Here is a 23,222-nt window from a genome sequence, read left to right on the forward strand (position 1 = left end):
TTCATACTGTCAGATGAATCAGTGTTGGCATTCAAGAGATTGACGAACAACATAAGAAACTGGTCAATTTGATTAACCGACTTTATGAAGCGATGACTCTTGGCGAAGACAAGGTTGCTGTGGCCAAGGACGTGTTGAACGAGCTGGTCCAATACACCATCATCCATTTTGCCGTGGAGGAGTGCCTGTTCCGTATTTTTGAATATCCCGATTACAGAGCGCATTGCGACATGCATGAAGATCTTCGGAACCAGGTGTATGAAATTAACAAAAAGGTTCAGGATGGTGAGCGTCTGATTACGCCGGAACTGCTCTTTTTCCTGCGCAAATGGATTACCAACCACATCATGGTGGAAGATAAGAAATATGGCCCTTTCCTGCTCAAAAAGGGAATGAAAAAGTCATTGGGGAGCAAATTCGGCTTGAGTAAATTCTGGAGACGCAATTGATCTGAATCTCACAAGGGTTCTTGTGAGAAATTCGGTTTAAGCTCTAAAAATTTTCGGGGGCAGCCTTTCCAAAAGGCTGCCCCCGATGTGATTCAAGACGATTTTTTAAAAGCTCTTATGCCAGTTCAATAAAATCGTGCATGTCTGCTCGCAGCAGATGGTCCAGCTCTTCCTGCTCATCGGACAGGGTATGGGCAAAGACAATGCCGAACACCGGGTAATTTCGATAATTCACCTTGCGCAGTTCCACCGGTTGCTCCAGTTCTTCCAAAACCGCCACATAGTCAAATCCCTTGATTTTATCAACAGGCACATCCGCCGGACGATCAAGAATAACGAAGCTGGTCAGGCGGTCACCGCTGAGGGCGGCAATTTGCTCCCAGTCCGGCTTCTGATTGTCAAAATAGTAAAAATAGGGATTAATGCCATGAGCATGATAGGCGATATCCGTCGTACACCAGCCGGCAAAACGCATGGGATTCAGTTCAATCGGCACAACCTGTCCTTCTGGCGTAATGCGCACTTCGAGGTGGACAGGAAAATGACTCAGCTCGGCTGAGGTGCCAATCACACTCAGTAATTCGTTCAGCGCATCGTGAAGTTCAAAGACCATCTCAGCCGAGGTGGTGTAGATCCGATCGCTGACATCATCCCCGCCCGTGAAACGGTGGTGAAGTACGTTGAGAATTACCGGTTCGCCCACATCATTATAGTAGGCATCAATCGCGTATTCTTCGCCCTCAATACATTCTTCAACGATAAAGCGACTGGCATCCAGTACCTGTTGCGGGTATTCCGTGCGAAACACATCGATTTCGTTGTGGATTTTTTCGACGATGACAGGCCACTGGTCGGCATTGTCAACGCGATGAACCGCCATGCTGAAAAAACCAACGGCCGGTTTGACGATGATTGGCCAGGACCATGTCGATGTATCTGTCTGTGCCAGTTGTTCAGCGGGAATCTCGGCATAGAAGAAATCTGGAAAAGCATCTTTAAGAAGATCGCGAAACGCACATTTGTCTTTAAATAAACGGATTTTCTCCGGCAAGGGCGTGTTGCTGAGGTGGTCACTGATCCAGCCAATCGAATTTTCCGAATTGCATAACAAGCGTGTGGATGGATCTGAGGACAACAGCTTGCTCGCTTCAGCCGTTGAGATGGTGTCAGGCTGTTGGGGCAATTGGAGTTGCTGAAGCTCTGGCGTGTCGATCGCGGCGATATGATGCTGTTGAAGGCTCTGCAGCAAAAAAGAGGAAACATAGGGGCGGTCAAGAAGGATCATGAGAGCAGCTTTCGGCAAAAGAGTGAAAAGATAAGAGGTCAGTATACGGTGACCGCTGTGGCTGGGCAAGTCGCATGGCGAGTGTAAACCACTTTTCCTGTGACGACGCTGGCCTGAAAAGCATTGCGACGCGTTGTGATAAGTGCTATAGAGGCGCAGCCTGAGACCGAAATATTTATCCGCATCCTTCAAGATTTGAGAAAGTTGTTGTTATGATCAGCGCCAGCAATATCTGCCTTGCCTACGGTAAGCGCACCATTTTTAAAAACGTCAATATCAAGTTCACTCCGGGCAACTGCTATGGTCTGATCGGGGCCAATGGTGCCGGGAAATCCACCTTTTTGAAGATTCTCGCCGGTGATGCCGATGCCGACAAGGGGGAAGTGACCATCGATAAAGGGATGCGTCTGGCGGTCTTACGCCAAGACCAGTTCGCCTTTGACGAAGAGACCGTGTTCAACACCGTCATCATGGGCCACGAGCGGTTGTACAAGGTGATGGCCGAACGCGAGGCGATCTACTCCAAGGGAGAGTTCACTGAGGAAGACGGGATTCGCTCCGGTGAACTGGAAGCTGAATTCGCTGAAATGAACGGCTACGAGGCCGAATCGGAAGCCGCCGTGTTGCTCAATGGTCTCGGTATTGGCGAAGAGCTGCGTCATAAAAAAATGAAAGAACTTGAAGGCGGTGAGAAGGTGCGCGTGCTGCTCGCTCAGGCGTTGTTTGGCAATCCCGACATTCTGCTGCTCGACGAGCCGACTAACCACCTTGATCTTAAATCGATTCAGTGGCTCGAAGAGTTTCTCGGCCGTTTTCAAAATACCGTCATTGTCGTGTCGCACGACCGGCATTTCTTGAATCAGGTGTGCACCCATATTGCCGATATCGATTTCAGCACCATCCGCACCTATGTCGGTAACTACGATTTCTGGTATGAAGCCAGCCAACTGGTGTTGAAACAGAAGCAGGATGCCAATAAAAAAGCCACCGACAAAGCCAACGAACTTAAAGCGTTTATCGCCAGGTTCAGCTCCAACGCCTCCAAGGCCAAACAGGCCACGGCACGGAAAAAGTTGCTCGATAAAATCGATATTGAAGAGCTGCCGGTGTCGTCGCGCAAATATCCGTTTGTCGTGTTTAAGCCGGAGCGCCCCTGCGGTGATATCATTCTTGAGGTGGAGGGTCTGACCAAGAGCATTGACGGCGTCAAAGTACTGGATAATGTCAGCTTTGTGGTCAACAAAAACGACAAAATCGCTTTTGTCGGCGGCGACGGCCTGGCCAAGACCACCTTGATGCAGATTCTGGCCGGAGAGATGAAGCCCGACAGTGGTTCCTTTCGCTGGGGCGTCACCATTACCAATGCCTATTTCCCTAAGGAAAACAGTGCTTATTTCGAAAAAGAGATGAGTCTGATTGATTGGCTGTGTCAGTTTCCCCCGCATGAAGGGGAGAGTTTTGCCCGTGGCTTTCTCGGTCGCATGCTGTTCTCCGGTGATGAAGCCACCAAGATGACCACAGTGCTCAGCGGTGGCGAAAAGGTGCGCTGCATGTTGTCGCGCATGATGCTCAGCAGTGCCAATGTGCTGCTGTTCGATGAGCCGACCAACCACCTTGATCTCGAGTCGATCACCGCTCTCAACAACAGCCTTGTTCAGTTCCCTGAAGTGATCCTGTTCACCTCCCATGACCACAAATTTGTTGCCACGGTTGCCAACCGCATTATCGAACTGACGCCGGCTGGGATTATTGATCGGGTGATGAGCTTTGACGATTATCTGGAGAGTGCTGAAGTCAATGCCTTGCGAGAACAGCTTTATGGTCAGGAGGCCGATCTGACGTTGTAATCAAGCTGTTCTCGGCAGAAATAATAATCCCCCGAAAGAGGCAACGCTCTTTCGGGGGATTTTTTATTTCGGGAACTAGAGCGAATTAACGTATCTCTTCCAGCAGTTCGTAATAGGCTTCGAGGTTATGAATCGATTGCAGGGTCATTTTGTACAGCAACCAACTAACAACGACAATAGCCACTGTTGAGAGAACCTTCCACTTGCGCGCCATGGTCGGGTGCCACCAGATCATCGGCAGCGCCAGCGGCCCGACACAGGCCAACGCCACCCAGATTGACGAGGTGCGAAAGTACCATGGCACACTGTTTGTCGGCGGTGAGAACTGAAAATTGCGGTTACGCCCGTCGAGAAACTCGCCGCAATGCTTGCATTTAATCGCTTCGTCTTGAATCAGCTCAGCACAAAAGGGGCATTTTTTCATCGGCAACTCGTTGTGTAGGAGAGAGGTGGCGACCACTTGCTTTTTAAGCGGGTCACCTTCCTTCTATTAAGTCACTGTCGCCCGGAGTATTCAAGCCTTGCATCCGGCAAAGATGGCGATGGGGTAGGAGAAGTGGATCTCATTGCCGACCTGCCGGGTGTTCATGCCCAGTTGATTTTCCCCAATATCGTCACGGAACAGAGCGCGGATCTTTTCCTCATCTCCCGGATTGGGAAATGACGCCTGCAACTGTTTCTCCAGCTCCATCTCCACCGTATAATGACCGCGCTTGAGGTCTTTCAGGCCGGACTGGCCGAGTGACTGTTGCCACTCTTCCAGAGCCAGGGCGCGGCTGTGAGAAGGATCGCGTAGTTTTTCCAGCCGATTGTAGGCTTCAACATTTTCTTTCGGCGGCGCTGCATCCGCAATCACGATCCGGCCACCCGGCTGGCAGACTCGAATCATTTCGTCCAGAGCCGCTTGCGAGTCGAGAAAGTGGTGAAAGCTGTACCGGGTTACTACGATGGAAAAACTGTGGTCCGCGTAGGGCAGGGGCTGGGCCGTACCGACCTGCCAGCTCAAATTGGTCAAGCCGAGTTCCTGCTGATGGAGTCGGGCCTGATCAATCATCGCCTGAGTCAGGTCAATGCCGGTGACGTGCTGGGCAGTTTTGGCAAACTCGCAGGCCACCAGCCCCGGCCCGCAAGCAACATCCAGCACATGATCTTTGTTGGTAACGTTGCTCATGGCAACGAGCATTTCAATGGCGTCCAGGTGGCCGGGAAGCTGGGTGAAGGGGATCGCCTGACGGCTGAATTGATCAACAATGGTGTCGTGGTGGCTTTGTTTGGCTTGGGTCATGAGACTTCTCCTTTGGCAAAATGCTTTAGCAGGGTGTTGAAAAAGTCCCATCCGGGGCCTTTTCAACGACGCAAGCCGAAAATGCGATTTCCGTCTTGCTTACAAAATCAAGCACTTGAAAACATGTCCTTGATTTTGGTCGCCCGTCCATGGGCTCCATAGGCTGTTTTTCAACAGCCTGTTAGGAGTAGTGTGACCGATATGGCAGACGTTATCTTGTATGAGACTGACGGGAATCCAAAAGACTTTTGCGGTAGCTGGCCGGACTGATCTGGAAAATCTCCTTGAACACCCGGCTGAAGTGGCTCTGGTCGTAAAAGCCACATTCCAGGGTGATCTCGGCCAGCTCCTTGCCCGAATCGATCAGCGCCTTGGCCTTGTTGGCTTTGCGATTGAGGAAATAACTCTGCATGGACAGGTGGTAGCTGCGGCGAAAGATCCGGTTGCAATGTTCCTTGCTGTAACCACACTGGCGGGCGATCTCATCATAAGGCGGTGTTTCTGCCTGACAGTGATCCAACTGCTCACGAATCGTCACCGCCAGTGGCTCGGCCATTGTGCTGCTGTCGATGCAAAAGGGGTAGCGGTTGAAGTGCTGGTGTAAATACGGCCCCAGCCAGGCGTTCAACAAGGCTGTTCTTTCAGCGTTGTCGCGTTCATCCAGCAGTTGCCGGCACAGCGTTATGAACTCCGCGTAGACCTGGGGCGTGGTCGTAACGCTTTGACCGAAGATCGACCACTGTGCTGGGGAAACTTGCTCATAGTCTGCTGGCTGTTCAAAAATTTCCAGCACATATACCCCGGAAAAATCTGCTGAAAAAGCCTCGACACAATGGACCACCTGTGGACCAACCGCAACAACCCGGCCCGTGGTCAATTCGACCCCGTTTCCGTTAATTTGTAACCTCAGTGCTCCTGCAGTAATGGCAGAAATGACCAGCGACGTGTGACTATGAGGACGTTCGCAGCCACGCGCCTGATCAATAAAGCGCACTTCGAATTGGTTGGCAATGTTAACGGCTTGAATCGTCATGATGGTCTCGTGGTTGAGAGTGTGTCTATTAAATGACGGAACTCTCTGTCGTTTGTCAAGAAAGCCTTTGCGATAGGGGGGGCGCCCGTTTGCTCCATTCGTAACATCTTGTATCTAATGACAGTTTTACCTGTTTATCACTGTTTGGCAAAGACTCCTGTGCTAAACTTGTGGTTCAGGGAGGAACGCTTATGTCACGCTGGATGAAAAGATCACTGATCACCGTTGCTGTTATCGTCGGGTTGTTGCTGTTATCGATGTTGGTCGTACCCTGGCAAGTTAAAAAACAGGGAACCGCCTGGATTGCCGAAAATACCGAGCGGACTCTTACCATTGAAAAGGCTTATTTCAATCCTTTTACCTTAAAGCTCGAACTTTCCGGTGTCACCCTGACCGAACCGGCCAGTGATCAGCCGTTTGTTTCTTGGGATCGCCTGATGGTGGCCGTCAGTCTGCGCTCGATCATTGATCAGGCGTTGATTTTGCGCCGCATTGAGATTGATCACCCCTATGTCAAGATCGACCTGCTCGGGGAGCAGCAGTTCAACTTCTCCGATTTTATGCACCTGGGCGACGATGCGCCTCCTCCGGTTGAACCTGTGCCAGAAGAAGAGTCCGGCCCGTTCCTGTTTTCGTTTAATAACATCGTCATCAGCGATGGCGAGATCGACTTCAATGATCAGGCATCGCCGCAAAGCTCTCACCATGAGATCCGTCAACTGGCCCTGAGCGTGCCGGTGATCGGCAATGTGGAATATCTGGCCGATGAATATGTCACGCCGGAGCTGGCCATGCTGCTCAATGGCGCTGATATTCATGCCGAGGGCCAATCCAAGCCGTTTGATAACTCTCTCGAAACTAACCTGTCGCTGGCGTTTTTTAATACCGATCTGGCGTTTTATGCGCAGAATGCACCGGTGGCGCTGCCTGTCGATGTGCAGAGTGGCATCCTTGATTGCGAGATCAATCTCACCTATCTGGTCACCAAGGATGAATTGCCTAAGCTGCTGGTTAACGGTGATTTTGCCCTCAGTGAGCTGGTGGTCAATGAGCCGGATGGCAAGCCGCTGTTTGCCATGCCGACCCTGCTGCTCGACGTTGAACAGGCCGATGTGTTCAAGCAGGATTTTACCTTATCCCTGATTGCCCTATTTGAACCCCATCTGTGGCTCAGCCGCGATGAACAGGCGCAATTGAACCTGACGCGGTTGTTCGCTTCCTCCGAGCCACAAAGTGAAGAGCCTCCGGCGGTGGAGGGTGAGGGTGAAGGGAGCATGCCCCTGTTGCTGATCCGTTCACTGGCACTGCATAACGGGCAACTGTCGTTTGATGATCAGTCACTCAAAACACCGATTGCCGAACGGATTCATGGTATCACTCTGACGGTGGACAATTTTTCCACCCATCCCGACCAACAAGCCACGCTTGATCTGCGCCTGCAGACGGATCATCAGCTGGATGTTGCCATCAATGGTCAACTCGGTGCCGTGCCCGCTCAGGCCGATCTGGCCTTCAGCGCCAACGGCTTACAGCTTGAACCTTATTATCCCTATCTTGAACAAGTGCTCACCGCACCGCTTTCCGGTCAGGTCGATGCCGCAGCTCAGCTTGTTTATGCCGATGGCAACACCCTGGTGCACGATGGCGCGGTGACGCTCCGTGATCTGGTGGTGCCGTTTTCCGGTGAGGATCGTTTTACCCTCAAACAATTGCAGGTGAACGGCACCACGGTGGATGTCAACGCGCAGCAGGTCAATCTGGGGCAGCTCAGTCTGACTCAGGGTGATATCAAAGCGACTCGAATGGCCGATGGATCGTTGTCACCGGAAAAACTGCTGCGCCCGGCACAACAGCAACCCCCGCAAACGACTGCAACACAACAAGATTCAAAGCCGTGGAATATCAACCTGGCCAGCTTCGACCTCGGCCCGTTTAAGCTGCAATTTCGTGATGACACCAGCGAGAAAAAACCGCTGCTTGTGGTCAACCAGATTGGTGTGCATGCCGAGAATCTCAGCTTTCCCAAGGCGACAAAGAGTCCGTTCAAGTTGACGGCTAAAGTGGGCAAAACAGGAGATGTGCGGGTTGATGGCTCCGTGGTGCACACGCCGCTGAATCTGGTGGCAACATCGCGCATCAAGGCGTTTCCGTTGGATGACTTCAACGACTTTATCCCTGCCGATCTGAAACTCAAGGTCAAAGACGGGCAACTGTTCTCCACGATCACCACTCGCCTCAATCAGCAGGGCTCTGACCTGAAAGGGACATTCTCCGGTGATGTCGCTGTCCACCGCTTTAATCTTCTCGATGGTTTCGGCGGTGAAATGGTGCGTTGGGACGGCCTCAACCTGTCCGGCATTCAGGGCGATGTCGCGCCGTTTGCCCTGCATATCAAAGAAGTCGCTCTCAACGACTATCAGGCCAATATCGAAGTGGCTGCCGATGGCCAGGTTAACCTGACCAGTGTTCAGGCTTCTGAGGCGGCTGAGACCGAAGGGGAGGCGGCTGTTGAGCCTAAGCCGGAACCGGCGGCTGTGGCCGAGGCGATGAAACCGGAATCCAGCGAGCCGCCAGCGGATATCCGCATTGATGCCGTCACCTTGCAAGGGGGCACGGTTTCCTTCACCGACCGCCATCTGCCCAGCACCTTTGCTACCACCATGTACGATCTGGGCGGGCGCATCTCCGGTCTGGCCTCCGATGAAGAGATGCAGGCCGATGTTGACCTGCGCGGTCAATTGGAAAACAACTCGCCACTGACCATCACCGGTAAACTCAATCCGCTCAGCCAAGATCTGTTTGCTGATCTGACCATCAGCTTCAAAGATATCGACCTATCGCCGATGACGCCGTATTCCGGCACCTATCTCGGCTATGCCATCGACAAGGGCAAGCTGTATCTTGACCTCAACTACACCATCGAACATCAGCAGATTGAAGCTGACAACAAGGTGATGATCGACCAGTTCACCTTTGGCGACTCCATCGACAGCGAACAAGCGACCTCGCTGCCGGTCGCCTTTGCCATCTCACTGCTCAAAGATCGCAACGACGAGATTCATCTCGATATTCCCATTTCCGGCAACCTCAACGATCCCGACTTCAGCCTCGCCAGCACGATATTTACCGTTTTGCGTAATCTGCTGGTGAAAGCGGCCACATCACCGTTTGCCTTGCTGTCGTCACTGATTCCCGAAGGCGAAGATGTCAGTAGTATCAGCTTCACTCTGGGGCGCTCCAATATCAGTGCAGATCAGACACATGTTCTCGACAGTCTGGCCGAAGTCCTCACTAAACGGCCATCGCTGATTCTAGAAATCAGCCCCTATGCCGATCAAAATAACGATCCTGAAGCGTATCGGCGCCAACAACTCACGGAAATGCTCCAGGCAGTTAAGTGGGAAGATATGGATGATGATGAACGTAAAAATATGACGGTTGGCGATGTGCAAATCACCGACGAGGAATATCCGGATGTACTCAAACAGGTCTACAAAAATGCTGAATTTCCCCGACCGCGTAACGTGCTCGGTTTCCTCAAATCCTTGCCACCGGAAGAGATGGAAAAACTGTTGCTGGCCAATATCCGCGCTGGCGATGAGGAGATGGCCGCTCTGGCCAAGGCGCGCGCCATGGCTGTGCGTGATGGCATCTTGGCTATCAATCCCGAATTAAAACCTCGACTGTTTTTGATGACCACGGAGATTTATGCTGAGCCTGAATCTGGCCCAGCCAGTCGGGTGGAATTTGGGATTAATGCGAAGTAGGGGAGCAGCGATTCTGGTTTAGGCGGTTAGATCTAAGCAGAATGTAAGCGCGCAAAATAGGACAAAAGAAAGCGGGGTCATCCAACAATGACCCTGCTTTCTTTGTTTTTATTATAGCCATCGAATAGACAATTAGAATTGTAGATTGTTTCATGTGAATTCGTTATTTTATGGGTCGTGTAAATCACGGACTGTGAGAGGCTTTTATCTACTTTTCACGACAATAGATGTGATTTTGGGTGAATTAATCAATTCTGCCTAGCACGGCGGTTTTTTCTAAAATGTGCAGATATTTTCTGTCTATCACGTTTTCTTCGAAGATGGGGAGTCGAGGTAGTGGATTGTAATTACAGCGGATATGCGTATCTAGCACGCTTAGATTCGAAGATTTAAACTTGCTAGGCAGAATCCGTCAATATGGTGATAGGCGGAAACGTTTCTGCCTAATACACTGTTAGCGAGATAAAATATGATATTTTCACGACCCAAAATAACTGAAGTGTTCACGCCAAGACGTGCTGAAGTGAACCCTAAAATGTATGTCAATCGTCCTTTTCACGAAAAGACGTTAAAGCGATCTGTCGATGGTTCACTTCATACGATCATTTCAGGCGAAAGTGGCAATGGGAAAAGTTGGTTATACAAGAAAGTCGCCTTAGACCAAAACTGGAAAGTATTTCCTGGCAATTTTAGTAATGCAGCAAGGTTAGGTTCACTAACAGCTGAAATATTTAATGCTATTGTCCCTAAAGGTTCCAAAGAATGGATTGCACATGAAGAAACAATTAATGCTGAGTTATCGGCGTTAGTAGCTAAGGGGGGAGCAAATGCAAAACGCTCCTACTCAATTAAGACAGCTGAGTTGCTTGAAAAATCTTTTGAAGTAGGAAGAAGAGAAGCTGGGAATCGAACTGCAGTACTTGTTTTAGATAATTTGGAGGCAATTTTTACCAAAAAAGAACTTATGACAGAGCTCGGCAATATACTGTTGCTACTTGATGATGAAAGATACGCTCAACACAAAATAAAAATATTAATAGTCGGAGTCCCTGCTAACATTGTTGAATACTACCAAAGTATCGAAAATTTAGAGCCTATTGGAAATCGAGTTGAAGAACTATTTCATGTCCAAAGCCTGAAAGAGGAGCAGGTAAAAATATTCTTGATTAAAGGTTTTCAGGAGCAACTCAAGGTAAAATTAAGCGACACTGCACTCGATGAATGGTCAAAGCACATATATAAATCAACTCTCGGCATAGCACAAAGGCTCCATGAATATTGTGAGCGCCTCTCATACATAATTGAAGATAATGGGTGGGAAATCCCATCTCATATTTTGGATGACGCAGACTGGGAGTTTTCTGCAAGTTCACTATACAAGGCATACTCAGTAGTTGATAAATGTATGAATGAACGTGAAACTCGCACTGCGAGAAGGAATCAAGTTTTATATGCCTTAGGCTGTATTGACCAAACGTCGTTCGACTATTCACTTGTTGAAAAAATTGTCAGGCAAGAATTTCCAAAGACAACTAAAGGAGTATCCCTAGGGATAAGCCAGATACTTTCTGATTTATCAAAAAGCGAAATGCACCTTCTCCGAAAAACTGCCAAAGGAAATGCTTATAGGTTTACTGATCCTAAGTATTTGATGTGCATTAGATTAATGCTCGTAATTGATAAAGAAAAAGAAACTATATCAAAGAAACATCTTAAAAGATAAATGGCTGAACTTCAGTGGAATAAAGAACGAACCGCTAACAAAAGCATTCACCAGACGGCAAGAAGCGCGGCGGCACTGACGCGGAAAGTTTGGGTGGGCCGCTGGTGATGCAGGTCGTTATGCGTAAAGGTGATGCGCGAGTCTTTTCCTCGGCAGCGTAGATTTGGGTAAAAATATGGCAAGTGATCTTTGGCAATGGAATTTCGTGGTTAACGACCTTCTTCATGAACAGATAAAGCTAAAACGTAAGATATGGCTGAAGAAGGGGGAGCTATTTCTAGAGAAGAAAGAAGATAAGCTTCAAGCTTTTTTGCTTGGTAATGATGAGGATAGATTCTCTCTAGATGAAACACTTACTTCCTACTTCAAGGAACCAAAGGGGTCAAGACCAAAGGGGTCAGATCTACGGTTGACTGATGCTGACAGGATTTGCTTAGATTTTTACTCGTCAGCGACCATTTTTTTAAATCGCAGCAGAACCTCTTGTGCAATCTCACGTGTTGGATCTCGTTCGTCGTCGAGAATTGGTGCATTGGTGTTACACAATACGGCCACGGTGGTTTGGGTGTGAGGGTCATGCCAGGCGTCGGCATGAAAGCCGATCACCGTACCGTTATGGCCAATGCCGAAGCTGTCATCTACCAGAATCCCTGCGGCATAGGTCACGCCTTGGGCAATTGGATAACCGGGAAAGTTTTGCGGTTGAAATTGGGATGTTAGCAGATTACCACTGGCCAGAGCCTCCATCCATATCGCAACATCCTCAGCGGTGGCAGCGAGACAGCCCGCCGACCAGACATAGGACATATTCATGTTTGTCCAGTCTTCATAGTGTCCGTCTTCATCAAAATCGTAGTAGCCACGTACAAGCTGTTGGGGTTGGTCGTCATCTTCCAGGACGAAGGTGTTTTGAAGGGCCAGCGGAGTCAGCAGGGCCTGCTGCAGATAGTCGTGATAACTTTGGCCGGAAACGGTTTCAATCAGTTGCCCAAGTAGAATGTAATTGGTGTTGTTGTAGCTGAACTCGGTTCCGGGCGGGTAGAGCAGTTCCGGTGAATTGAGCAGGGCGTTTTCGACTAGTGTGTGCGGTGGGTAGTCGGTTAAAGGCTGTGGCAGGACTGAATCGGTCAGAAATTGAGGGCTAAGGTATTCACCCAACCCGCTACTCATGGTTAATAGCTGGTTAACACTGATCTGTGCCAGCACTTCGGCATCGTACTGTTCGCCCAGGTAGTCGCTGATCGGGGCCTCGAGGTTGATCAGGCCATCTTGGGTCAGTTGGAGGACTCCGGTACCGGTGAAGCTTTTGGACAGACTGCCGATGCGAAAGCGGTGAGCGGCCGTTACCAGCGTCTTGGTGCTAAGGTCGGCATATCCCCAGGTTATGGCAAAATTGCCGTAGTCGGGCGAAATGATATAGACAGAGGCTCCTGGTACGCCAGTTTCTTGGCACACCGTGGCGACCAGGTCGTTCAACTCGCTGCTGAGTGTCGGCCGGTTGTTGCTGTCTGAAGAGCAGGCCGCAATTAGCAGCAGGCAGTATGAAATAAACAAAGTCCTGAAAAAAGTTCTCATCCTCTTTTCCTCTGAAAATGGCAATTTGATACCCCCGTAATTCCCACGTTGAAAGAAGTGCGTAGAAAGGGGAGGTCGATCATTGAGGTGCCCCGAAAAACAGGCAATCGTCAGATTTCTAAACTCCAGAGCGCCAGGTAAGAGTGATAAATTCACCGCCCACAGTCATATTGAAAAAATAAACCGAATAGGTCAAGTCTACGGTGGACTTATCGTTGTTGACTGAGGGTCACCTGAAATGGCAAGGCTGCTGATTTTGTGGATGAAAGTTGGTTGCGTGCAAGGTGAAATGAGTTCAGACGCAAGAGATCGCCCTTCTCGTAGGCCGTCCTGTGGCGGTAGTCAGCAACGCCCTTCGGCTGGATAAGGAAAATTGGTAAAATAGAGGCGAGCTGGTTTAAAATCGGTAGCGGCAAAACGTTCAATGATTTAACCTGTGGACTGGTGCGTAAGGGATTCGACATCCTTATCGCCAAAGATGTTTTTTTCCTTAAAAAATTCTGGTCAAAGCGAATGTGTTTCGGACTGGGTGGAACGTGACTGATGATAGCTATGAAGTTACAGAACGTTTCTGGAGAGTTTCTCAAATGGTCAAGCAGTTACCGTTCGTGAAACTCCAAGTTAAGGCGTTTTGGGAGATTTTGTGATGTTTGAAATCATAGAGAAACATATCAATGTCGACTTGCCTCTCGGTGATCCTTTGTACTACATGGTTTGCCAGCTTCCCAATCATTTGGGCTTGGCCGATTTTTCCTGTCGGCTGGCCAATCCTAAGAATAAGTGGGATGAACTGAAGACAGTGTTCGAGCTCGTTGCTACGGGTGAAGGCAACCTTAAAAAATGCCATTTTGTGGCTTTCCCAGAAGCGGCTATTCCCGGTGAATATGTCGACAGTGCACTGACATTTATCGAAGAAAGATTTCGGCCGAATTCAGTGACATTTTTTGGCGTGGACCATGTGCCACTGGTGGAGTACCGGGAGTTGCTGGAACGCTACTCTGATGACAACCCTGAAGCGCTGGCTTCGGTTATTCAGGATCTCGATAGCGGTGATATCGATGAGCTTCCAACCAACTGCAGTATTACCGCGGTCAAGGAAAATGATGGCAGGTTCAGGGTCTTCATGCAGGCCAAAAGTCATCCGTATGTCGGGGAGGAGCACCTTGATTCGCAGCACAACCTTTACCGAGGTAAGGTTTTCCCACTGTTTCATTGTCAGCCGACCAGTTTCACTTTTATGAGCCTGATCTGTTTCGACTATGTTTACCGCGATCTTCACCAGTCGAACATCAGCGCAATTGTCGACAAAGCCAATCACCTGTATTTTAATAGTCGCCAACAACTTGACCTGTTGATGGTTTTGGAATGCAATCCAAAACCCGAACACACGGCCTTTCGTGATGTGGTTAATGGTTTTTATGGCGAATATATGCAATACACGCCGGGAGTCCGAAATACCGTCACCGTATTTTGCAACACCTCGGCAGAAACGAGTGGCCTACCCAAAAAAGAAGCGTTGAGCTTCGGCCATTCGTCAGTTTTTATCCATAAGAGCCACAAAATGTCATCGGCAGACACCCCTGAGTACCTGGTTGACAATTTCGCTGGATTACCGGTCTGCCGTCTACGTTTCGGGGAAGAGACCAGACTGTACTATTTCAGCTTACCGATGTTTCACGAGCTTGACCCCCGGACCACTCGTACACCGATGAAAGTACACGGGATCTTCAAATCAATGAACAACAGTTGGCAGCGGATAGAAGATAAAGTCAGCAATTTTAGCGGAACAAAATCATGAGCTTGAAACGGATGTAAACAGTTCAATAAGCCAACTGAAAAAATACCATCATAAAAGGTTTCACATGCCGCGTACCCTATTGAGACCGCCTCTCAACGTCCTTTTCTTTTAAGAATTTTCTCTCGGACTCAAAAATACCAAAAGGGAGCAAGCCTGCGGTGGACTTACTCTTGTTGGCAAATGTTTAGCGTCCGGCAAGGGTTCCAGCCAGGCTTTGATGGTCTCGGGAGCGCTTTTGATCATGGATACCAAATCCTCTAATGTCTCTTCTGAGCCGTTCATCCGTTTGACCCGGTCGATAAAATTGTGACGTTTCGTCAGTTGGCGGGTTTGCTCAACCCCTAGTCCGTCGCTTGTGGAGTGCGTGGGGGGAAGATTAAAAGAGTCCCTCTGTGCTGAGGAATAAATATAAAACAAGAGAAGGCCAGGGCATCCTGTAATGCTCTGGCCTTCTCTTGTTTTTGAATCTGGATTAACGATTCTATCGTTTGCTAAAAGAGGGGGGATTGATTAAACTGCGAGATAGCAGTAAAGTCTCTATCTGTCTATTTTCACTAAGCAACTTTAGTGATAGAAATGAACGTTTTTTGAGGATGTGCCAAATGCGGAAGTCAATTTACATTGCGATTTTGTTTGTTCTCCTCCAAACCTCTTTGACTTTTGCTCAAAATAGCATCGACAGTGCCTCAGGACGTCCTATCAACAGTGAAGAAACACTGAATGTAACAGCATCTCTTCTGGAGTTAACAAACGAGGAAATAGCGTATCTTGCACAAAAAAAGACGATTAAAGTTTGTGTTGATCCTGGCTGGATGCCCTTTGAGGCGGTCTCTAATAATAAACATGTCGGAATGAGCGCAGACTATCTTGATTTGGTCGCACAAAAATTAGGAGTAAACTTTCAACTCGTTCCAACGGAGTCATGGCCGGAATCACTTGAGAACGTGAAATCTCGGAAATGCGATATTCTGCCACTGGCCATGGCAACGCCTGGAAGAAAAACATACCTGAACTTTACAACGCCCTATATCGTTATTCCTCTTGTCATTGCCACAACCAAGGAAAAGCCCTTCATCGCAGATCTGCCAGATGTGCTTCATCATCGCATGGGGCTTGTGAAAGGCTATGCTTTTACAGAATTTCTGAGGATGGAATATCCTGAAATGGATATTACAGAATTTGATACGATTTACGATGGCCTTACTGCACTTGAGAAAAATGAAATCTACGGATTTATCGACAACCTGACAACCATTTCATATGAAATTACCCATTACTTTTCATCGTCGATCAAAATTTCCGGACGGATCAATCGAAACTGGGAGCTTGGCATTGCCGTCAGAAATGACGATCCTGTGCTGTTGCACATCCTTGATAAGGCGGTTAAAAGCATAGGCAGTAATCCGGTCCAGGAAATTCACAGCAAATGGATTGCTGTCACCTATGAACATCAGTTTGACTATTCAATATTTTGGAAAGTGGTGGCAGCTGTCGGTGTTGTCGGTTTTTTGTTTCTCTCTCGCTATCGCAAGGTCAACAGGTTTAACAAAACACTCCAAGACCTCAATATGCGGTTAAAGGAGAGTGAAGAGTCTTTTCGCAGCCTGGTCGATAATGCCCATGAAGGGATTGTTGTCGTACAAAATAAGCGGTTGGTGTTCGTAAATCCGCGTGCGTGTGAAATGACTGGTTACGATCATGATGCACTGCTGAATATGGAAACCTTTTTACCTCTGATCGCCCCTGAAGCACGTGAGACAATGATGGCCAATCATCTGAAACGGCTCGCCGGTAAAGAAGCTCCTGTTCGTTATGAAAGCCAGTTTCTTAAGCGTGACGGGACTGTCTACCCGATAGAGCTGACGGGAGTGTTGATCCGTTGGAAGAACAACCCGGCCACCCTGAACATCCTTTCCGATATCAGTGAACGCAAGGCTTCAGAAGATGCCGTGCGGTTTATGGCTCTTCACGATAATTTGACGCGTCTGCCCAACCGTTACTTGTTGATGGAACGTCTGGAACAGTCTCTTGCTCAAGCACGGCGCTCCCGGCAGCCGATGGCCGTACTTTTTATGGATCTGGACGGTTTTAAACAGGTCAATGATACCTATGGGCATGATGTTGGCGATAAACTTCTCAAGGGTGTTGCGCAGCGGGTGCAGAAGCTGATGCGGGATTCAGATACTCTGGCACGGATGGGCGGTGATGAGTTTGTCATCCTTTTGCCTCAAGTCGATCACTTGTCGGGTGTTGAGACCTTGATTAGCCGTATCGATAAGGCACTGCAATTGCCATTTCAGTTCGATTCTTTAGAAGTGAAGAGCCGGGCAAGTGTCGGGTTTTCCCTTTTCCCGGAGAATGGGGAGACGGCAGAGGAGCTTTTGCGTGTTGCTGATCAGAACATGTATGTCGTTAAACAAAAAGGGCGGAGTAAGTCTGCATAATTCAACACGATTAAGTAGTCGTGCGAAGCATCGTTAAAAATGCCAAAAGGGGGGCAAGTCTACTTGGCTTACCTCTGTGAGCAAAGGATCAGCCTTTGCGCCCAACGACAATAATATGATGATTAACGAAGCTCGTTTCTATTCCACCGAAATGATCAGCATCCGGAAACGGTTTTTGCCAAGCCTTAACGGCATTGGGAGCGTTTTTCATCATGGCAACCAACTCATCAAGCGTTTCCTCCGTGCAGTTCATCCGTTTGGCCCAGTCGATAAAATTGTGGCGTTTGGTCAGTTGACGAGTTTGCTGGACCTGTAGGCCGCCAAGTTCAAACATCTGTCGCCACTGCTGCTCGGAATAGGCGCGAAAGTGGGATGGATCGCGCAGGCGTTCAAACTGATCCACATAGAGTGCGTGATTTTCTTCTGCTGGTAACACATGATCCTGCACTGCCAGCAACCCACCTTGTTTTAACACCCGAACACTCTCCGCAATAAACTTCTGACAAGCGGGAAAATGATGTGCCGCGATCCGGCAGGTGACGAGATCGAAGCTGCCATCCTCAAAGGGCAGGTTTTCGGCATCCGCCAGTTGGAAGGTGACATTGGTCTGGCCTTTTTCGTCGCAGACAAATTTCTTCGCCGTTTCCACCATGTTGGGTGTCAGATCGACGGCAATCACCTGTTGAACATACGGAGCCAGTATTAAGGCGGTATGGCCGCCGCCGGTGGCCACATCCAGAACCTTCCAGTCTTTTTGCGGCTGGACCATATTGAGAAGATAGTCGAGGTCAACGCCTTTGGCGTGAGTTTGACTGCGCACGTAAGCATCGCCGACCTGGCTGTACTGATCTCGACTCATTTCTTTGGATGTTTTATCCGTCATAACTGTTCACCGTTTTATTTTGATTCTGGTTCTATGGCGTCCATTTTTGCGGCCATATGTTCCGGCATCTGAACCGCGATCACTTTGCCTTGCACACAAACCTCTCCATCAGCACTGACCGTCACATTGACCACCACTTTGCGGCCTTTAAGTTCGCTGATTTTTCCCCTGATCTCAAGGGGGCCACCCAGCGGTGTGGGACGCAAGTAATCGACCTGTAACGAAGCGGTGACAAAGCGCAGCGGTGGGGCGGTGTCCATAGCGCGGCCCTCATTGCGGTAGGCGGCTGCTGAAGCCGTTCCCGTGCCGTGGCAGTCGATGAGCGATGCAAGCAGGCCGCCATACACGTAACCGGGAACCGCGATGTGGTAAGGCTTGGGTTGAAATAGGGCAACGGTTTCGTCTCCATCCCACGAACTTTTGAGTTGCAGACCGTGTTCATTGTGACGTCCACAGCCATAGCAGTAGCTGAGTTCATCGGGATAGTGATCCTGAAAGTTGTCGTTTTGCATGAGATGATCCCTCCTGTTGGTTCACTAGATAAAAGCATAATTTTAGCATCGAACATGGTAAAACCCGCATTGTTTTTCTTTGTTGCGTCTGAGAGTGGTCTGTTCTGCCAACGCGGACCTTTCTTATCCGATGAATGAAGTTATTGAATGATTCACTTTTGAAGTGTTGCCTCCCATTTTAGAGTTGTGATAAAACATTAAAAAAAGTATAGACAAATTAATGTTTATGGCTTGCCGAGAGCGTCAGCAATTTCTCGTCTCAATCTTGTGGTGTTGCATCCTGAATTGAACGAATTGAGCATATATGCGAACTGAAAATTTTGAAAGGCATCAACGTGTCATTATCGGGCCGGGCGAGCAGTATGTCTCGAATGTTCCTGTGACGATTACGACACTTCTTGGCTCCTGTGTTGCGGTGTGCCTTTATGATCCTGTCAATCACGTGATGGGGATGAATCATTTTTTGTTGAGTTCCAATCAGGCTGTTAATCATGGGCCGATCTTCCTGACGGAAGCAGGGCGCTATGGAATCCATGCTATGGAACTGTTGATCAATGAGATGTTGAAGCTTGGTGCGCGTCGCACCTGCCTTAAAGCGAAAGCATTTGGCGGCGGAAATGTGTTAAAGGATCTTCGTTCCATTCAAAACAACATGTCTGTTGGGGATGCCAATGTGGAGTTTGTCCGTGAATTTCTCGAATGCGAACAGATTCCACTTGTGGCGGAAAGTCTTGGTGGTGAAGATGGACGGGTGATTCACTTTTCTTTTGGCAGTTTTAAGGTCTATGCGCGTAAGATCAAAAACGTGAATCAGGAAAGACTGATTGCCCAACGAGATCGTGACTGTTGGCTTCACGCCATCCGCGAACAGGAAGACTATTTATCCAAGCCTGATCGTATTGAATTGTGGAATACGCAACGGCACCTTTCCAGATAGAACGCCTTGTCAATTATCTTGCAGAGATAATTCCTCACTGTTCCGCCCCTTCTTGGCGTCCGCCCCACAGTGATATCACATTCTTAATCTTCCACTTTTCTGCGGTTGCACCACAGATAGAGCTTGCTGCTGTGTTGTTTTATCGCGGTGGGCATTTTGCCGCTGTTACTGGGGCAAATCAGTGCGTCTATATTTTCTCTGGATAAGACTTTGCTCTCGTGGAGTAACACGAAAATAAAACCCCATGCAATTTTGACCACATGCAGCATTGTTTTTACCTATATTAGCTATTGGCACGTTTAATGATAGCTTTTAGTGCGAATGTTAATGAACAATGGTGTTTTGTGGGATATCCCCCGTGTTTATAGGTATGGGGGCATTTTTTTGTGAGGGGGGAGCGATGTTTTTAACATCGAGACGTGTGATTATTGTCGTGTTTGTCAGTGTCGTGGTGCTTTTGGTGCTGGCCCCAGATGTTCAGGCGGCGGTGACCGGCGCATGTTCTAACTGTCATACCATGCACAACAGTCAGGATGGTTCAGTTCTTGATGCAACCGTTAACGATACGTTGCTGGTGTCGAGCTGTATTGGCTGTCACTCTTCTTCGGGGAGTGAGACGATTGTCAACTTTGGGCCAACGCGTATTCCGATTGTTTTCAATACCACGGGTTATCCGACTAAGCCTCTGGCCGGGGGGAATTTTTATGATGTGGCAGCAGCTGGTGGCAACATCGACAGCCATGGCCATAATGTCTATGGCATCAGTAACCAGGATAGCGACTTGGATCATGCGCCGCTTGATCTTTGGGGTGGCGGGTGCACCAATTCGTGTCATGCGTCTCTGGCCATGCCCAAAAGCAGTATGACGGATACCCAGATTGATGGCTGTAAGATCTGTCATCAAAAATATAAACACCACGGCACTGATATTGCCGAGGGCAGCATGGAAACCGAGGAGAGTGGTTGGTATCGTTTTCTTGGTGGTCATGATGCGCGCTATGGCGGGGGGATTGTGATGCTCACCTCGTATGTTGCTGGAATTGAAGATGCTGATTGGGAGCAGGACCCTACTTTGGGGCACAACAGATATCAGGGGGCGGTGACAAACCACAACGACAATGTTCTGTTGCAAACCACCCATAGTATCAGCGCTTTTTGCACCGGGTGCCATGCCCAGGCTCATATGAATACGGAAGATGCCGCATCAGGGGTGTGGTTACGGCATCCGACCATGATCCGTTTGCCGACGACTGGTGAATTCGCCGACTACAATCCTGAGACCGACTACGATGCGAGTGTGCCGGTCGGCTGGCTTGATCCCACCACGCCAACCCGTAGTGATGCTGTGGTAACCTGTTTGTCTTGCCATCTTGTTCATGGTAGCCAGTATCCCGATATGTTGCGCTGGGATTACAGCGCCATGACTGCCGGTGGCGGTGATAATGAGACAGGCTGCTTTAAGTGTCATTCCAGTAAGGATAGTTAAAAACACTCTTTGGCCTGAGGGACGTGGAGAAGAATTGAAAGCGATGGTCACGCCTTGTTGAAACAACTTTTCCGCTCTATTTTGATTTTTTCGAAGCCTTGGACACTGTTGTCAGGCAGTCAACCAGATCAAAATATTTTTCGTCATCATAGGCCATCAGAAGATAATCGATGTCTGCGGCGGAGACACCGTGTACGTTTTTGAAATGTGGCTTGTTTTTTGATTGAATACGGGATTGGTTTTCCTTTGTCTATTGCCTGAGCCAAGTTATCCATTTTTGCCGTGAGCTTTATTGTCATTATATGGTAATAATTCTAATATTTGGAGTGCGTTATTGGCCTTCCAATGACGATGTTGACGGCACAGGGGCTTGTTGTGCTTCTACCGCGATCATTATCGTCACAATCTATCCGGATCACACAGGCAGACTTTTTATGAACTCTCTTGCACGAAGCTTACGGCTTCTCTTGTTTGTCGCATTAATTTTTCTCTGCAACGGTTGCTCGACGCTCCAAACTAAAAGCAGCCATCCCAGCCATGTCGGCCAGCCCTATTCAGGTGTTAAGAAAGCCGCAAAAAGTTTTGAGGACGGCCCTCCGTCAAAGCATGTCAACCATGACCCGAGTGGCCCCATCGGTGTGGGCGCCTTTTTTATCCCGGTGCAAGAATGCGTCTCAGGCGCCTTTTTTTATCTCTACACGACCATTGACTTGGTTTGCTCCCTGGCAGGCGATACGCTTACTCTCCCGGTCGATCTGATGTATCTCAACGATTTTGAAATCAACAAGGCGGTCAGCACCCAAGATATTCAAATGCTGCTTCAGCAGTATCAGATGCATAAGATCAGCGAACCGCCCCTTATTGGCGCCATTATGGCGGGAGATCATCAGAAAATTGCCACCCTGTTGCAGACTGAACCCGCGTGTGTCAATGACACGGGACCGCTTGGATTCAGCCCGCTCTTTTATGCGACTGCCATTGGCGATCAACCTGGCATTGATCTTCTTGTTCACGCGGGTGCCGGGCTAACCCCAGCCTATGCTGGTGTTGTGATCGCCTATGTAAGTGACGAAACGACGTTGCTTTACCTAATGGATCAGATGGATGTCGATCTTTCTTCAGTGGCTCCTGACGGCCCATTTCACGGTTCCAATCTGCTCACTGCGGCTTTACGTAACGGGCATCGGAAGCTGGCGCTGAAGGTTTTTGACGATGGCGGCAGTGATCTCAACTATCGGGATAGCGACGGCATGACGTCGCTGCTTTGGGCCATCCGCGCCGCAGATCTGGATCTGGCCGTGCAACTGTTGGAGCACGGTGCCACGCTGCAGGATACGGATAGACTGATGGAAGCCGCACTCGAACAGGAGGATCGCCGTTTTTTTGACCTTTTGCTCGACGAGGGCGCGTCCTTGCCCGTCAATGCGCTTTTGCTGGCGGTGGAGAATGACGATGTCACCTTGATGCAACGGCTTATTGAGATGGGCGCTGACCTCAATGCCCGCGATTATGCCGGTAATTGTGCACTTCACCTTGCTGCGTCGGCCAATAAGCCAGCGATGATCCAACGTTTGGTCGATGCTGGCCTGAGCATCAATTCGCGCAACGAGCGTGGTGCCACGCCGCTATGGACGGCTGTGCACGGCCACAACCCGGAAGCCGTGCAGCTGCTTCTGCAGCTCGGTGCCGACCCGAAAATCCCCATGAAAAGTGCTTCACGCGGTGATATCCGGCCCATGAAGGAAGCTCTGCGCCCGTTGTTCTCGGCGTATCAGAGCCCTGAGAATAGTGAAAGGCGGCGCAAAATCATTCAAATGCTGATTCCAAAAGCCGCCACGTACGATGACTTAACTTATGCCGTGCGCATAGGTGATCGTGCCGCTGTAACGTCATTAATCGATAGTGGAATCGACCCCAATGCCGGGGTTGCCATTTACTATGCTGAAGATGATGGTGTGCTTGACCTCCTGGTTGGCCATGGTGGTGATGCCAATGACCGCAAGCGTTTTTCCGCCTGCGTTGAACGGTGGCGAACCCAGTTCGCTAATACTTATTATTCGGGCACACCTGAAGAGAATTGCGAATACCATTGTCAACAAAGAACGGAAGGGTTTTGTCCCTAGGGGGCATTCGTTGTTTTCTGCCCGCGCCAAACCGTTGGCCGCACTTGGTTAAAGGTGTGGCCAACGGTTTTTCAG

17 protein-coding genes are annotated in these 23,222 nt (G+C 49.2%); 9 read left to right on the plus strand and 8 right to left on the minus strand.

Going from position 1 to position 23,222, the window contains the following annotated elements:
- The first annotated feature begins 29 nt into the window (after positions 1–29).
- Positions 30–449, plus strand: a complete 420-nt coding sequence (locus DACE_RS12290) for a bacteriohemerythrin (RefSeq protein WP_272940875.1) — start codon at positions 30–32, stop codon at positions 447–449.
- A 115-nt stretch (positions 450–564) separates the two neighbouring features.
- Here DACE_RS12290 and DACE_RS12295 read toward each other — a convergent pair whose 3' ends face one another.
- Positions 565–1,734, minus strand: a complete 1,170-nt coding sequence (locus DACE_RS12295; RefSeq protein WP_006001730.1) for an ATP-grasp domain-containing protein — start codon at positions 1,732–1,734, stop codon at positions 565–567.
- 212 nt (positions 1,735–1,946) lie between these two features.
- On the opposite strand from DACE_RS12295, the gene DACE_RS12300 reads away from it, so the two are divergent.
- Positions 1,947–3,581 carry an ABC-F family ATP-binding cassette domain-containing protein gene (locus DACE_RS12300; protein WP_006001732.1) on the plus strand — a complete coding sequence of 545 codons (1,635 nt, stop codon included), beginning with the start codon at positions 1,947–1,949 and terminating at the stop codon, positions 3,579–3,581.
- Between the two features lie 85 nt (positions 3,582–3,666).
- On the opposite strand, the gene DACE_RS12305 is transcribed toward DACE_RS12300, so the two are convergent.
- The 3 genes from DACE_RS12305 to DACE_RS12315 form a co-directional block, all read right to left on the minus strand.
- Positions 3,667–4,005: a zinc ribbon domain-containing protein gene (locus tag DACE_RS12305; RefSeq protein WP_006001734.1), complete on the minus strand. Its 339-nt coding sequence runs from the start codon at positions 4,003–4,005 to the stop codon at positions 3,667–3,669.
- 90 nt (positions 4,006–4,095) lie between these two features.
- On the minus strand, positions 4,096–4,866 hold the full coding sequence (locus tag DACE_RS12310; protein WP_006001736.1) for a class I SAM-dependent methyltransferase: 771 nt from the start codon (positions 4,864–4,866) through the stop codon (positions 4,096–4,098).
- Positions 4,867–5,077: 211 nt separating this feature from the next.
- Positions 5,078–5,899 carry a helix-turn-helix transcriptional regulator gene (locus tag DACE_RS12315; RefSeq protein WP_006001738.1) on the minus strand — a complete coding sequence of 274 codons (822 nt, stop codon included), beginning with the start codon at positions 5,897–5,899 and terminating at the stop codon, positions 5,078–5,080.
- 191 nt (positions 5,900–6,090) lie between these two features.
- On the opposite strand from DACE_RS12315, the gene DACE_RS12320 reads away from it, so the two are divergent.
- The gene (locus tag DACE_RS12320; protein WP_006001740.1) at positions 6,091–9,666 is read left to right on the plus strand and encodes a DUF748 domain-containing protein; all 3,576 of its coding nucleotides are present in this window, start codon (positions 6,091–6,093) and stop codon (positions 9,664–9,666) included.
- Between the two features lie 469 nt (positions 9,667–10,135).
- Positions 10,136–11,389 carry an AAA family ATPase gene (locus DACE_RS12325; protein ID WP_006001742.1) on the plus strand — a complete coding sequence of 418 codons (1,254 nt, stop codon included), beginning with the start codon at positions 10,136–10,138 and terminating at the stop codon, positions 11,387–11,389.
- 441 nt (positions 11,390–11,830) lie between these two features.
- Here DACE_RS12325 and DACE_RS12330 read toward each other — a convergent pair whose 3' ends face one another.
- Positions 11,831–12,964: a serine hydrolase domain-containing protein gene (locus DACE_RS12330; protein WP_006001744.1), complete on the minus strand. Its 1,134-nt coding sequence runs from the start codon at positions 12,962–12,964 to the stop codon at positions 11,831–11,833.
- A 209-nt stretch (positions 12,965–13,173) separates the two neighbouring features.
- Positions 13,174–13,428, minus strand: a complete 255-nt coding sequence (locus DACE_RS18190) for a hypothetical protein (protein ID WP_155809117.1) — start codon at positions 13,426–13,428, stop codon at positions 13,174–13,176.
- Positions 13,429–13,610: 182 nt separating this feature from the next.
- On the opposite strand from DACE_RS18190, the gene DACE_RS12335 reads away from it, so the two are divergent.
- Both DACE_RS12335 and DACE_RS17455 read left to right on the plus strand, forming a co-directional pair.
- A complete protein-coding gene (locus DACE_RS12335) occupies positions 13,611–14,762 on the plus strand; it encodes a hypothetical protein (protein WP_006001746.1) in 1,152 nt (383 codons plus the stop codon).
- A 602-nt stretch (positions 14,763–15,364) separates the two neighbouring features.
- Entirely contained in the window at positions 15,365–17,206 is a 1,842-nt protein-coding gene (locus tag DACE_RS17455; protein ID WP_006001747.1) for a diguanylate cyclase domain-containing protein, read from the plus strand.
- Positions 17,207–17,294: 88 nt separating this feature from the next.
- Here DACE_RS17455 and DACE_RS12345 read toward each other — a convergent pair whose 3' ends face one another.
- Positions 17,295–18,089 carry a methyltransferase domain-containing protein gene (locus tag DACE_RS12345; protein WP_006001749.1) on the minus strand — a complete coding sequence of 265 codons (795 nt, stop codon included), beginning with the start codon at positions 18,087–18,089 and terminating at the stop codon, positions 17,295–17,297.
- 14 nt (positions 18,090–18,103) lie between these two features.
- Positions 18,104–18,601, minus strand: a complete 498-nt coding sequence (locus DACE_RS12350) for a PaaI family thioesterase (RefSeq protein WP_006001751.1) — start codon at positions 18,599–18,601, stop codon at positions 18,104–18,106.
- Positions 18,602–18,905: 304 nt separating this feature from the next.
- Here DACE_RS12350 and DACE_RS12355 point away from each other — a divergent pair, with 304 nt between their 5' ends.
- The 3 genes from DACE_RS12355 (at position 18,906) to DACE_RS12365 (ending at position 23,147) form a co-directional block, all read left to right on the plus strand.
- The gene (locus tag DACE_RS12355; RefSeq protein WP_006001753.1) at positions 18,906–19,538 is read left to right on the plus strand and encodes a chemotaxis protein CheD; all 633 of its coding nucleotides are present in this window, start codon (positions 18,906–18,908) and stop codon (positions 19,536–19,538) included.
- A 400-nt stretch (positions 19,539–19,938) separates the two neighbouring features.
- Positions 19,939–21,024: a cytochrome c3 family protein gene (locus DACE_RS12360; protein WP_006001755.1), complete on the plus strand. Its 1,086-nt coding sequence runs from the start codon at positions 19,939–19,941 to the stop codon at positions 21,022–21,024.
- Positions 21,025–21,458: 434 nt separating this feature from the next.
- Complete coding sequence (locus DACE_RS12365; protein WP_040367327.1) at positions 21,459–23,147, plus strand: ankyrin repeat domain-containing protein; 1,689 nt, start codon at positions 21,459–21,461, stop codon at positions 23,145–23,147.
- The last annotated feature ends 75 nt before the right edge of the window (positions 23,148–23,222 follow it).

This window comes from Desulfuromonas acetoxidans DSM 684 (assembly GCF_000167355.1).
Taxonomy (GTDB): domain Bacteria; phylum Desulfobacterota; class Desulfuromonadia; order Desulfuromonadales; family Desulfuromonadaceae; genus Desulfuromonas; species Desulfuromonas acetoxidans.